Genomic DNA, 12,114 nt, shown 5'->3' with positions numbered 1-12,114 from the left:
ACCCTATAGGATAGACGTGTCAATAAAACAATTAATTTGTATTAGTCAAGCCACTCGCAAGCTGTCTCTCGTAGACCTACAAGAAATACATAAAATCGCCAAAACGAATAATGAACCTATCGACGTGACAGTTGGCTTATTTTGCAACGGTGCTTGGTTTTAATTCTGATACAGAAATGGAGGCATAGCGATGATTCAAATTCACCCTGATTTGTCATATCGAGGGGACATGAATAGCTTGCCAGATCAAGCGAGCTTGGCCAAAGCATGCGCTGGTTGTCAAAACGGTGAACCCTTCGATTTTGAGTTTGAGTATGCTTACCAGCCAATTGTTAAGTTATCTACTCGCAGCATCTATGCGCATGAAGCACTGGTGCGTGGCCCAAATGGCGAGTCGGCGGCGTCTGTTTTAGCCAAAATTAATGATAGCAATCGCTATCGATTTGATCAACTTTGCCGCTCAAAAGCAATCGAGGGTGCGGCTCGCCTGAATATGCAAGAGTTGCTGTCAATTAATTTCCTGCCGAATGCGATCTACCGTCCCGAAGTGTGTATTCGCACTACCTTTGAAGCGGCGACCAAGTTCAATTTCCCGATAGAGAGGATTATCTTCGAGGTCACTGAAGGTGAACGCATCGAAGATCGTCCGCATCTGGTGAATATTTTCAGGGAGTACCGACGCTTTGGTTTTCATACTGCGATTGATGACTTTGGTGCCGGTTATGCCGGACTCAATTTATTATCCGAATACCAGCCCGATATCATTAAAATTGATATGGATTTAGTACGCGGGATTGACGATAATCTGCCAAGACAAGCTATCGTCAATGGCTTAGTCAGCATTTGCAAGACTTTAGACATACAGATCCTGGCCGAGGGCGTAGAAACGCGTCCTGAAAGAGATTTCCTGAGAGCATCTGGGATTGACTTAATGCAGGGGTATTGGTTTTCCAAACCTGTATTCAAAGGCTTGGGAGAAATTCCCGAGCTCGCTTGGGATTAGGTATCAGCGGAGATCAGCTTGCATGCTATTTAAGCTGATCACTCATCATTCACGTGCATAAAGGCAGCGACACTATGAATCAATCGTCGACTTACACCCCGGCAAAAATATGGACACCCCCAGAGCTCGCCACCGGGCGCTTCGCCAATATCAATCGACCCATTGCCGGCCCCACACATACGCGCATCTTGCCGGTGGGCGCACATCCGCTGCAACTGTATTCGCTCGGCACACCAAATGGCGTCAAGGTAACGGTATTGCTGGAAGAATTGCTGGCGGCTGGGCATAGCGGTGCCGAGTATGATGCTTGGCTGATCAATATCAGTGAGGGCGATCAATTCGGCAGCGGGTACACGGAGATCAATCCGAATTCAAAAATTCCGGTGCTGGTTGACCGCAGCGATTCCAGCCCAGTCCGCATCTTTGAGTCAGGCGCGATTTTGATGTATCTGGCCGAAAAATTTTCTGCTTTTCTACCCTCCGGCGGCGCGGCGCGGGCCGAGTGCCTGTCTTGGTTGTTTTGGCAAATGGGTAGCGCGCCATTTCTCGGTGGCGGTTTTGGACATTTTTACGCGTATGCGCCGGAGAAAATCGGCTACGCGATAGACCGTTATGCCATGGAAGTAAAAAGGCAAATGGACGTACTCGACCGCCGCTTGGCCGAGACCGAATATATCGCCGGCGACGAATACAGTATTGCCGATATGGCGATCTGGCCTTGGTATGGCAGTTTGGCGAAGGGACAATTGTACGATGCCGGAGAATTCTTGCAAGTTCAAGACTATACCAATGTGCTGCGCTGGACCGATCAAATCGCTCAGCGTCCAGCGGTAAAACGTGGACGCATGGTGAATCGTGTGTTTGGTGATCCGGCCAGCCAATTACACGAGCGCCACGATGCCAAAGATTTTGATACCAAGACGCAGGACAAACTATGATGACTTTTTACGACTGTAGCACGGCACCGAGCCCACGTCGCGCGCGCATTCTACTGGCCGAAAAAGGCGCGCACTACGAGACGATAGCGGTCGACTTGCGCCAGGGCGAACAACTGAGCCCGGCTTTTCAACTCATCAATCCTCTGTCGACGGTGCCGGCTTTGAAAACCGAAAGCGGCATCATACTGACTGACAATGCCGGCATCAGCGCGTATCTGGAAGCCGTCTATCCAGCCCCGGCATTGATGGGAATCACGGCGGAAGAAAAAGCCGAGATTGCCAGTTGGAATTGGCGGGTGGAATTTGAAGGCTTGCTCGCGGTGGCCGAGGCCTTGCGCAACAGTGCCCCAGCGATGAAGCAACGCGCCTTGCCAGGGCCCGTTAACTACGAGCAAATTCCCGCCTTGGCCGAACGCGGTTTGGCACGGATCCAGCAATTTTTCCTTAGCCTCAACACTCACCTGGAAAACCGCGAGTTCATCGCCACCAAGCGCTTCAGTTTGGTCGACATCACCGCCGTGGTGGCCGTGGACTTCGCGCGCGTGGTGAAATTCAAAGCCGATGAACGCTACCCGCATGTACAGCGCTGGCGGGCGCTGATGGCACAACGAGCGGCGATGTCGCTGTAGCTTGAATCGTGCAGGACGAGCGCCGCGGGGGTGGGGAATCCGGTATAATCTACGGCCTTGCAGCGCTCGATTGCGCACATTTTTTGCGTATTCGCGTTGAGATTTTCGCCCCATAGAGACTGATGAAAGATAATAAAGATAAGTCCACGCTGGAACTGCCCGGCTTGAACATCCTGCCCCCTGCCGTTGCCGAAACGAGAAAATCTACCCGCAAAGCGGGCCATGGGAAAATGGCAAAGCAAGAGCAATTGAATCTGTTGGCCGATTTCGGCATGACCGATACCAGCGGCTTGCCAGCTTGGATCAATGACGAGAATACCGATATCAATGGCTTGCCGATTTGGCGTTGAAGCACTCAGCGCAGCAGCTTGCTGATCTGCTGCCACCGCCGCCGTGACACGCGCAAGCGTTGTTCGGAACCAGATACCACGACTTGCCAAAATGTGCTGACATGCTCAGTCGGCGTACCAACATCACAAAAACGATTGCCGCGTTCGATGCCGAGCACCGCACTGCGTGCTACCAGAGTATTTCTGTGCAAGCGAATGAAGTGATCGGGCATTTCGCGCTCCAGCGTGATGAGCGATTCTTCGGTTAGAAATTCCTTCTCCCGCGTGGCAATGCTGACGTATTTGAAGCCCGCCTGCAAAAACAACACTTCGCGCACCGGCACCAGCACATGGCGACGATGCTCAATGACGGAAAAGAAATCGCGCACCGGCGCGCCCTTCGCGCGCGCACGTTCTCGCACATAGATTATGGCAGCACACAGATTGTGCAGATGTATGCTGACCGGGCCAGATGGCAGCGCGCCGCTGGGTGCCGCCGGAAAAACCACGCAACTGCCGTCGGCCTGACAGCCAATCACGTTTGGCACTACTGCCATCATGTGGCGCAGTTGTGCATGCAAGCGCTGCACCGCAGCGACGTTGGCAACAGCCACCACGATTTCCGGTCGCAGTAGCCGGATTTCTGTCAAGCCGATATCGGTGCTATGGGCAGCGCCGACAATGAGATGGCGACCCTGAGCCGGCAGTGCTGCCAATCTGGCAAACACGCTTTGCCGCTCCGTGACGACATTGGCAATGATAAAAACCCTGGGCACAGTCATGCTTCACCTTTGCGGTAGAAAACGCTCAGTGAAGAAAAATAAATCAAGATCCGCTTGGCGGCTTGAGGAAACTCAAACGCGGCCCATGCGCCGCTTATTGCGCTTCACAGGCTTTATTTACAAAGGCAAACAGGGTTCATTGTTTTATAATCGAGGCAATTCCTTGCAAACGCCTGGTCAATTCATTACCATTTTCGCCTCAACCGCTAATTATTTCATCATGACATCACAATTCCAAAAAAAAACCGAGGCATGGTCTGCCCGCTTCTCTGAACCGGTGTCCGATCTGGTCAAGCGCTATACGGCCTCGGTGTTTTTCGATAATCGCATGGCCGCTGTGGATATCGAAGGCTCGCTGGCGCACGCCGAAATGCTCAGCGCGCAACAGATCATCACGGCCCAGGATTACGCCGATATTTGCCGCGGCATGCAGCAAATCAAAGCGGAAATTGACAGTGGTCAGTTCGAATGGCTGCTCGACCTCGAAGACGTGCATCTGAACATAGAAAAACGCCTGACCGAACTCGTTGGTGATGCCGGCAAACGCTTACATACCGGCCGTTCGCGCAATGATCAGGTGGCCACCGATATCCGCCTGTACTTGCGCGCCGCCATAGACAATATCGTCGTCTTGCTCACCGCTTTGCGCAGCGCGCTGCTCGATTTGGCGGAAAAAAATGCCGAAACAATCATGCCTGGCTTTACCCATATGCAAGTGGCACAACCGATCACTTTCGGCCATCACATTCTGGCCTATGTAGAAATGTTTGGCCGCGATACCGAGCGCATGCAAGATTGCCGCAAACGTGTCAATCGCTTGCCACTCGGTGCCGCCGCCTTGGCTGGCACGACTTTCCCAATCGACCGCGAACGTGTCGCACGCACGCTCGGCTTTGATGAGGTTTGTCAAAATTCACTCGATGCCGTATCAGATCGCGATTTCGCGATTGAATTTTGCGCTGCTGCCGCCTTGGTAATGACGCATATTTCGCGGATGTCGGAAGAATTGGTCATTTGGATGAGCCCACGCATAGGCTTCATCGATATCGCCGACCGTTTCTGCACCGGCTCGTCGATCATGCCGCAAAAGAAAAACCCGGACGTGCCGGAATTGGCGCGCGGCAAAACCGGCCGCGTCAATGGCCATTTGATCGCCCTGCTCACGCTGATGAAGGGCCAGCCTTTGGCCTACAACAAAGATAATCAAGAGGATAAAGAACCCTTGTTCGATACCGTCGATACGCTGGTCGATACCTTGCGTATTTTTGCGGACATGGCTGGCGGCATCAGCGTCAAACCCGAGGCCATGCGCGCCGCCGCCTTGCAAGGCTATGCCACGGCAACCGACTTGGCCGATTATCTGGTCAAAAAAGGCTTGCCGTTCCGTGACGCCCACGAAGCTGTTGCGCATGCGGTACGTACCTGCGTGGAACGTGCTTGCGACCTCAGTGATATGCCGCTGGCGGAATTGCAAACCTATTCCGCCTTGGTCGAGGCCGACATTTACGAGGTATTGACTTTGGAAGGCTCGGTAGCCGCGCGCGATCACGTCGGTGGCACAGCACCTAAGCAAGTCCGTGCTGCGATCGCCAGAGCACGTCAAAAATTGCTGCCGCTGGAGTAAGACGACAATTGATTGGCGCGGCGGCAAAAAAATCGCTGTTTTTGATTGCCGCCCGCCGTGTCTGGCCCTACACTCTTTGAGCCAATTGAGCAAAAACGATAAAAACGGAGATTCCATGTCACGCCAGCTTCATCTTGCACTGAGCGCCGCCCTTTTCGGTTGCGCCACCCTTTCTCATGCCGTCGACCTCCAAATTGGTGTCGCCGAAGCCCTATCCGGTCCGGCCGCTAAATACGGTAGCGCGATCAAAAATGGCTTCGTGCTGGCGGCTGATAGCATCAATGCCAAAGGCGGCGTCAATGGCAATAAGCTCATTCTGGTGATTGAGGATGAACAGGGCAAGAAAGAAGAAGCCATTAATGCCTTCAAGAAATTAATTTTTCAGCATAAAGTACTGATGGCCTTCGGCCCTACCCTATCGAATTCTGCATTCGCTGCCGATCCTATCGCCAATGCCAGCAAAACCGTGGTGTTCGGCACCAGCAATACGGCCGATGGCATCACGGCCATGGGGCCTTTCGTGTTCCGCAACTCGGTCATGGAAGCCGATGTCTTGCCGGTGACAGTGAAAGCAGCGGTGAAACAGTTCAATATCAAGAAGGTCGCGATCATCTACGGTAACGATGATGCCTTTACCAAAAGCGGCTACGATGTCTTCAAAACTGCGTTAAGTGAGCAGAAAATAGCGGTCACGGAAACCGAAACCTATGCCAAAGGCGATGTTGATTTTAAAGCGCAACTGACCAAGATTAAGGCAGCGAATCCCGATGCCATCGTCTGTTCTTGTTTGGCAGAAGAAGCGGCCAACATCATTTTACAAACCCGTTCACTCGGCATGAAGCAAGTTTTTATCGGCGGCAACGGCTTCAATTCGCCTAAGCTGTTTGAGATTGCCAAAGACGCGGCCGATCAAACCTTGATGGGCAGTCCGTGGTCGGCAGAAAACACGGCACCGGCCAATACCCAGTTCATCGCCGCCTACAAAGCGCGTTATGGCAGCGAGCCCGATCAATTCGCCGCCCAAGCTTACGATGCCATGTATATCGTGGCCGAAGCACTCAAGACAGTCAAGTTGAGTGGCAATTTGGAAAAAGACAGATTGGCGCTGCGCCTGGCTTTACCGGCAGTGAAATTCGAAGGAGCAACTGGCAAATTCGCCTTCCGTCGCCCGGTGAGTAAGGATGGCAAAGAAGTTGGCTATGATGCACAGCAGGATGCGATCGTAAATATTGCTAAAGGCGGGAAATTCATTTTATTGAAGTAATCAGTAATGCGGGCTGCAGCCCGCATTACTGCATCGTCAGGCGACTCAGTTCAAAATCACCCTGGCGTTAGTTGGCTGCACAGGCCGATTATTCGCGTGCTCCAAATGCCGAGAAAAGTTTTCGATTTGCTTGGCCGATGCTTCAACCGGGTGTTTGAGCACTAACCAGCGCACTCCTTCGGTACAGGGTGGAGTGGTCAAGGAACCCTCAAAGCGGTAGTAGTCTTTTTGTTTCGGCATTAAATCGGCCGCGGCAAACAGAGCTGGAAGGGTGTTTTTTTGTCCTTTTTCGGCTGGCATCGATGGCCACAATTTATTCAGCGCTGCATTTTCAGCGCCCACCTTAAACATCAAGGCGATCACCACGAGTTCACCATCGTCTGCCGCATGTACAAAGTGCGCTTCGAGTGGGTAGGATTTCCCCATGATCAAATTTTCCGCCGGTGCATGAAAATGAAATTGCTTGAGTGCAAATTTCATGTCGTCAATTTTTATTTGGCTACCTTCGAGATAATTGACTTGTATCGTATGGCCGTTGTTGATCATTTCATTCGCGCCAGCATGATAATTGAAGGCGATCGGAACCAACTGTGCCTTGACGAAACCATGTAAATCCACCGGTGATTGATTCTTACCGCCACAGTCGGCCGACTCTGGCGACAGCTTGGCCCAATGCTCAGGCCCGGTTTCGCCCTCGTAACTCCAGCCACCGTGCTGAGCCAGTGCGAGAGTACTCATCAAACTCAGGGTTAACAACATCCACATTTTTTTCATGTTCGCCTCCATGGGATAAATAGCTTAGTTTCAAGACCGCACCTCAATGCAAGCAGGGGCTCCTTAGAAAATATAGGTGACGATACGGGACTTGTCTAATTGAATTTCATTTTTAATAAAAATTTGTGTGCAATCTGCATATTCGAAATTTTAGTACGGCTACAGCATTGACCATTCCCAGTGCTGCTGGTTCGGCAGCACTGGGACTTAAGCTGCAGCCACCCTACGACTCACCATCAAGGCGCGTACACGATCGATGCGTTGTAACGATCCTCGTGCCGATTGATGGTGACGGAATCGAAGTAAGTGTCGCCAGATAAATTGATCACGTAATTGGTTTGCGTCACATCGGGGGCACCCTGGCCGATTTTGTTGAAGGTTTCGATATGTGCCAAGTTGGCTTCGAACAGTGAGGGCCCGTCACCGAGTACATAGCTGCTGCTCAGCGTGCCGGTCTGATAGCGCATGCTGGCATCGCTGTAACAGCGGTAATTTGCATACACAAGGCCCTCACCCGGATGTAAATACTCAGGGATAGGCGCAGAACTTGTTACTACGCAATAGTTTCTATCGTCACTGTAGCCTAGCGGCTTGCGTTGCCCATCCACATAGTGAATCACGTTGTTATACACTTGCTGGTAATAATTACCCTCATACATAGAGCCGCTGACTCGGGTGCTTTGTTCCCACGCCGGGATGCCGTTGAAGTAAGATTGCGCACGCAGCGCATCTTGCGACCAATTGACCGAGCCCGACAGCCCAGTCGAGTAGCCATTCCGGTCAGACGTGCCGGTAATCCGCAAATTTTTCTGCTGGTAAGTATCTAAAAGATTATAGGTAGCTTCGCCAACAGGAAAGCGGCTGTCTATGGTGTTGCCACCACCGCCACCACCACAGGCGACGAGCAAGCTGGCAGAGCCCATGATGGCGGTGAGCTTGAGCAGGTTTTTGGGGGTAAAAAAAGTCATTGTTTTGTGATCCTATTAGAGTTTTTCCGTCGTCCATGAAAACAATCCATGCCGTGGACTCGATTGTTTCATCATTGATCTACGATACGCAGTTGGTATCGCCATGAAAATCAGACAGGTCTGATTTTTTACATCACATGAATGGGATTAGTACTAAACACGGCAAAACACAGCGCACTGAGTGCCAGCGAGACGCGCCGGCTGCTCGAAAAGAATGTTTACTGATCGCCCAATTGTTGTTTTTCGCGCGTATATTGGTGCTGCCTATTGATTATTATTCGTGTTTATCTATGATGCAGCAGAATATTATTTTGCTCATTGCGTAACGTCCGCCCTTACTCTGTCTGGAACACCATGTTCGAACAACAACTGATCAATGCGCTCTCGCTAGGCAGCGTGTACGCGCTCTTCGCGCTCGGCTTCACTCTTATTTTCGGCGTGCTCGGCGTGATCAATTTGTCGCATGGTGCGATTTTCATGCTTGGCAGCTATATCGCGCTGTTGCTGATCACTTATTTTCATCTGTCCTTGTGGTTGGCGATGGTGTTGGCCATGCTCGCTTGTGGCAGCATCGGTGTAGCGGTCGACTTTCTGGTGCTGCGGCCGTTACGCAAGCGCTCGGCACCGCATTTGGCGCCGATGATTGCGACCATAGGCGTGGCGATCATGATCACGAATATTTCCCAAGGCTGGTTCGGCGCAGAGAATCAACGCTTCCCCTTCGGCACGATCCCCGAAGACAGTTTTAGCTTAGGAAATGTGCATTTAACGGCAGTGCAACTGGCGATTGTAGTGATTTCTTTTGTCTTGATGCTGGCCTTACTGCTCGTCATGCGCCGCACGCAGTTGGGGCGGGCGCTGCGGGCGATTGCCGAATCGCCGAAAGCCGCGTATTTGCTCGGCATTAATGTTGAGGGCTTGTTTTTTCTCACTTCTTTTGCCGCAGCGGCACTCGGTGGGGCGGCCGGTGTGCTGGTCGGGCTGTCTTTCAATGCGATTTCTCCCTTCATGGGGCAACCGATGCTGCATAAGGGCATTGCCGTCATCATCTTGGGTGGCATGGGTGACATCCGTGGTGCCTTGCTCGGTGGCCTGTTCCTCGGCTTTGCCGAAGTCATGACGGTGGCGTATCTGTCCAGCGATTTTCGCGATGCCGTCGCCTTCGGTTTATTATTTTTAATCTTATTGTTCAAGCCAGCCGGCATGTTCGGCAAAACTTCAGAAAGAAAGGCGGGATGATGGCGGAATGGTTTGATGGATTTTGGGCAATCTACAGCAGCGTGATTTTCGGCATAGGCATCAATGCTCTGCTGGCGCTGTCGATTTACCTGACACTTTCCTGCGGCTTGTTGTCGCTGGCGAATGCCGCCTTCATGGGTATCGGTGCCTATACCGCCGCACTGATTACCATGCAGACGGCCTTGCCATTTCCACTCGCGCTGGCCGCCGCTGCAGCGGCACCGGCGCTGGTGGCGTGTCTGATCGGTATTCCGACCTTGCGTCTGTCGGGCGTGTATCTGGCGATGGCAACCTTGGGCTTCGGCGAAGTGGTGCGAGTGATCGTGCTCAACTTGAATTTTACCGGCGGCCCTATGGGTTTGAACGGTATCGAGCTAAAAACCGAGTGGTATCACATCATGTTGGCTTTGGTGCTGGTGTTGCTGTTGTTGGCGCGCTTGCGCGCATCCAAGGTCGGTCGGGCGTTTGAGGCGATTAAAGAAGATGAGATCGCAGCTCGCCTGATGGGGGTGAATGTGGCCGCGTATAAGCTGCTCGCCTTTGTACTCGGGGCCATGATCGCCGGGCTGGCTGGCGGCCTCAATGCCCATTACACGTTCACGATAGGTCCGGGCAATTACGGTTTTGAAAATGCGGTCGATATTTTAACCATGGCCGTGTTCGGTGGCACGGCCAGCCTGCTCGGCCCGCTGATTGGCAGCAGTACTTTGAGCATTTTGCCCGAGCTCATGCATGGTTTGAAAGATTACCGGCTCGCTGCTAACGGCCTCATTCTTATCATTGTCATTCTGTATTTACCTAAGGGCATATGGGATCCGGCCCGCTTGCGGCAATGGCGCAGCGCTATGCGTGCTGCCACTAAAAAATCTTTGTCAGAGGGAGCTTGAATGCTCGCATTAGCTTCAGTCAGCAAACATTTCGGCGGCTTGCAGGTATTGCAAGATGTCAGTTTCAACATGCCTGTCGGTAGTATTTACGGCTTGATCGGGCCCAACGGTGCCGGTAAAACGACTATCGTTAATTTGATCACCGGCTTGCTGCGGCCGACTGCCGGAATGATCAGTTTCAATGGTGAGGATCTGAGCCAGGTCGCACCGCACCAGATTACCGGCCTCGGGATTGCTCGGACATTTCAAAATATCCGTATCTTCAAGGAAATGAGTTTATTGGAGAACGTCGTCGTCGGCATGCATGCGCATTTGAATTATGGGGTTGCCGGTCTCCTGTTTAGCCTACCCTCATTCCGCGCCGCGGAACGACAGGCGCGCGAGCGCGCATTAGAATTACTCAGTTGGGTCAAGCTCGATCACAAGGCGGCGCTGTTGGCTAACAATTTGTCGTATGGTGAGCAACGCAAGCTCGAATTTGCCCGCGCTCTGGCGACGCAACCGAAATTGCTGTTGCTCGATGAGCCGGTAGCGGGCATGAATCCGGCAGAAAAAACTGAATTGATGACAGAAATACGAAACATCCGGGATCGCGGCTTTGCCATTTTCATGATCGAGCACGATATGCGTTTTGTAATGGAATTATGCGATCGCATCGCCGTACTGAATTTCGGCAAAATCATTGCCGAAGGCCCACCTGCGCAAATACGCACTGATCCGCTGGTGATTGAAGCCTATCTGGGTCGGGAGGATGCGGCATGATGCCCTTACTGCGCATAGAGGCACTGCGCGTCGCCTACGGTCAGATCGAAGCGCTCAAAGGTATTTCACTTGCGCTCATGCCAGGTGAAATCACCGCCTTGGTTGGTGCCAATGGGGCTGGCAAGAGCACCACCTTGCTGGCGATCTCAGGATTGATCGCCGCCCAGGCCGGACGCATTCTGTTGGAAGAAAGCGATTTGCGCACGCTCGCGCCACATCACATCGTCAGGCGCGGCGTGGTCCAGGTGGCAGAAGGACGAGCAATCTTAGGCACGCTGACGGTCAGTGAAAATTTGGCGCTCGGTGCCTACACCCGCAACGATAAGGCGGCCATTAGTGCTGACCTCGATTGGGTACTGAGCTTATTTCCGGTACTCAAGAGTCGCGCAACCGGCTTGGCCGGCAATCTCTCTGGCGGCGAACAGCAAATGCTGGCGATTGCGCGCGCGCTCATGGCACGGCCGAAAGTATTGCTGCTCGACGAACCATCGATGGGCTTGGCACCCTTGATGGTGCAGGAAATTTTCCGGGTAATCGGGGAAATCAATCGTGCCGGTTTGACGGTCTTGCTGGTCGAACAAAATGTCCGTCAGGCTTTGAAAATTTCCAGCCAAGCGTATGTGCTGGAAAATGGTGCCATTGTTTTGCATGATAGCGGTGCCAACTTACTCAATAACCCACAAGTGATTGCCGCCTACCTCGGCGGCTGAGTTACTCCCCTCCCCCCTCCTGATCCAAGCTGCCGACGCTTGCCACTGCCAACCACAATGCGGCAGTGGCGGCGCCGCTGAATGCGTGTTATTCCCTTAAAGTTTCTCAAAAAAATTGGGTTTCTAACACTATTTCAGCTCGAAAGTTTCCCCTATGTACGCACTTGTTTTCAGTCAATTGACGTGCGGAAAAAAAATGTTGCTT

Annotated in this window: 13 protein-coding genes; 10 read left to right on the top strand and 3 right to left on the bottom strand. The window is 52.5% G+C overall.

The window, feature by feature from the left end:
- Positions 1 to 190: 190 nt before the first annotated feature.
- From RHM61_RS16050 to RHM61_RS16035, 4 genes are all read left to right on the top strand, one after another.
- A complete protein-coding gene (locus RHM61_RS16050) occupies positions 191 to 1,003 on the top strand; it encodes an EAL domain-containing protein (RefSeq protein ID WP_322248298.1) in 813 nt (270 codons plus the stop codon).
- 74 nt (positions 1,004 to 1,077) lie between these two features.
- Positions 1,078 to 1,941, top strand: a complete 864-nt coding sequence (yghU, locus tag RHM61_RS16045; RefSeq protein ID WP_322248297.1) for a glutathione-dependent disulfide-bond oxidoreductase — start codon at positions 1,078 to 1,080, stop codon at positions 1,939 to 1,941.
- Positions 1,938 to 2,570 carry a glutathione S-transferase gene (locus RHM61_RS16040; protein ID WP_322248296.1) on the top strand — a complete coding sequence of 211 codons (633 nt, stop codon included), beginning with the start codon at positions 1,938 to 1,940 and terminating at the stop codon, positions 2,568 to 2,570. The genes yghU and RHM61_RS16040 overlap by 4 nt, the downstream gene beginning before the upstream one ends.
- 122 nt (positions 2,571 to 2,692) lie before the next feature.
- The gene (locus RHM61_RS16035) at positions 2,693 to 2,920 is read left to right on the top strand and encodes a hypothetical protein (protein ID WP_322248295.1); all 228 of its coding nucleotides are present in this window, start codon (positions 2,693 to 2,695) and stop codon (positions 2,918 to 2,920) included.
- Positions 2,921 to 2,925: 5 nt separating this feature from the next.
- On the opposite strand, the gene RHM61_RS16030 is transcribed toward RHM61_RS16035, so the two are convergent.
- Entirely contained in the window at positions 2,926 to 3,675 is a 750-nt protein-coding gene (locus RHM61_RS16030) for a LytTR family DNA-binding domain-containing protein (RefSeq protein WP_322248294.1), read from the bottom strand.
- Positions 3,676 to 3,901: 226 nt separating this feature from the next.
- Between RHM61_RS16030 and argH the strand changes: the two genes are divergently transcribed.
- Together argH and RHM61_RS16020 are read left to right on the top strand one after the other, a co-directional pair.
- Positions 3,902 to 5,305 (top strand): argininosuccinate lyase, encoded by a 1,404-nt coding sequence (argH, locus tag RHM61_RS16025; RefSeq protein ID WP_322248293.1) that lies wholly within the window; start codon positions 3,902 to 3,904, stop codon positions 5,303 to 5,305.
- Positions 5,306 to 5,420: 115 nt separating this feature from the next.
- Positions 5,421 to 6,569, top strand: coding sequence for an ABC transporter substrate-binding protein (locus tag RHM61_RS16020; RefSeq protein WP_322248292.1), 1,149 nt, complete (start codon positions 5,421 to 5,423; stop codon positions 6,567 to 6,569).
- A gap of 45 nt (positions 6,570 to 6,614) precedes the next feature.
- Here the strand turns inward: RHM61_RS16020 and RHM61_RS16015 are convergent, their stop codons facing one another.
- Positions 6,615 to 7,343: a carbonic anhydrase family protein gene (locus tag RHM61_RS16015; RefSeq protein ID WP_322248291.1), complete on the bottom strand. Its 729-nt coding sequence runs from the start codon at positions 7,341 to 7,343 to the stop codon at positions 6,615 to 6,617.
- 236 nt (positions 7,344 to 7,579) lie between these two features.
- Positions 7,580 to 8,311 (bottom strand): hypothetical protein, encoded by a 732-nt coding sequence (locus RHM61_RS16010; protein ID WP_322248290.1) that lies wholly within the window; start codon positions 8,309 to 8,311, stop codon positions 7,580 to 7,582.
- Positions 8,312 to 8,665: 354 nt separating this feature from the next.
- On the opposite strand from RHM61_RS16010, the gene RHM61_RS16005 reads away from it, so the two are divergent.
- The 4 genes from RHM61_RS16005 to RHM61_RS15990 are packed head-to-tail and all read left to right on the top strand — an operon-like array spanning position 8,666 to position 11,909.
- A complete protein-coding gene (locus RHM61_RS16005) occupies positions 8,666 to 9,550 on the top strand; it encodes a branched-chain amino acid ABC transporter permease (RefSeq protein ID WP_322248289.1) in 885 nt (294 codons plus the stop codon).
- Positions 9,550 to 10,437 carry a branched-chain amino acid ABC transporter permease gene (locus RHM61_RS16000; protein WP_322248288.1) on the top strand — a complete coding sequence of 296 codons (888 nt, stop codon included), beginning with the start codon at positions 9,550 to 9,552 and terminating at the stop codon, positions 10,435 to 10,437. Before RHM61_RS16005 ends, RHM61_RS16000 begins: the two co-directional genes overlap by 1 nt.
- Positions 10,438 to 11,199, top strand: coding sequence for an ABC transporter ATP-binding protein (locus RHM61_RS15995; RefSeq protein ID WP_322248287.1), 762 nt, complete (start codon positions 10,438 to 10,440; stop codon positions 11,197 to 11,199).
- Complete coding sequence (locus tag RHM61_RS15990) at positions 11,196 to 11,909, top strand: ABC transporter ATP-binding protein (protein ID WP_322248286.1); 714 nt, start codon at positions 11,196 to 11,198, stop codon at positions 11,907 to 11,909. The genes RHM61_RS15995 and RHM61_RS15990 overlap by 4 nt, the downstream gene beginning before the upstream one ends.
- Positions 11,910 to 12,114 lie beyond the last annotated feature (205 nt).

Source organism: Undibacterium sp. CCC3.4, assembly GCF_034347425.1.
Lineage (GTDB): Bacteria > Pseudomonadota > Gammaproteobacteria > Burkholderiales > Burkholderiaceae_D > Undibacterium.
Note: the sequence above shows the minus strand (reverse complement) of the source record. Positions and strands in the feature narration are given on the sequence as shown.

Bases quoted from the DNA above. Each gene is read 5' to 3' on its own strand.
- RHM61_RS16050 (WP_322248298.1), top strand. From the start codon at position 191: ATGATTCAAATTCACCCTGATTTGTCATATCGAGGGGACATGAATAGC.
- yghU (WP_322248297.1), top strand. From the start codon at position 1,078: ATGAATCAATCGTCGACTTACACCCCGGCAAAAATATGGACACCCCCA.
- RHM61_RS16040 (WP_322248296.1), top strand. From the start codon at position 1,938: ATGATGACTTTTTACGACTGTAGCACGGCACCGAGCCCACGTCGCGCG.
- RHM61_RS16035 (WP_322248295.1), top strand. From the start codon at position 2,693: ATGAAAGATAATAAAGATAAGTCCACGCTGGAACTGCCCGGCTTGAAC.
- argH (WP_322248293.1), top strand. From the start codon at position 3,902: ATGACATCACAATTCCAAAAAAAAACCGAGGCATGGTCTGCCCGCTTC.
- RHM61_RS16020 (WP_322248292.1), top strand. From the start codon at position 5,421: ATGTCACGCCAGCTTCATCTTGCACTGAGCGCCGCCCTTTTCGGTTGC.
- RHM61_RS16015 (WP_322248291.1), bottom strand. From the start codon at position 7,343: ATGAAAAAAATGTGGATGTTGTTAACCCTGAGTTTGATGAGTACTCTC.
- RHM61_RS16010 (WP_322248290.1), bottom strand. From the start codon at position 8,311: ATGACTTTTTTTACCCCCAAAAACCTGCTCAAGCTCACCGCCATCATG.
- RHM61_RS16005 (WP_322248289.1), top strand. From the start codon at position 8,666: ATGTTCGAACAACAACTGATCAATGCGCTCTCGCTAGGCAGCGTGTAC.
- RHM61_RS16000 (WP_322248288.1), top strand. From the start codon at position 9,550: ATGGCGGAATGGTTTGATGGATTTTGGGCAATCTACAGCAGCGTGATT.
- RHM61_RS15995 (WP_322248287.1), top strand. From the start codon at position 10,438: ATGCTCGCATTAGCTTCAGTCAGCAAACATTTCGGCGGCTTGCAGGTA.
- RHM61_RS15990 (WP_322248286.1), top strand. From the start codon at position 11,196: ATGATGCCCTTACTGCGCATAGAGGCACTGCGCGTCGCCTACGGTCAG.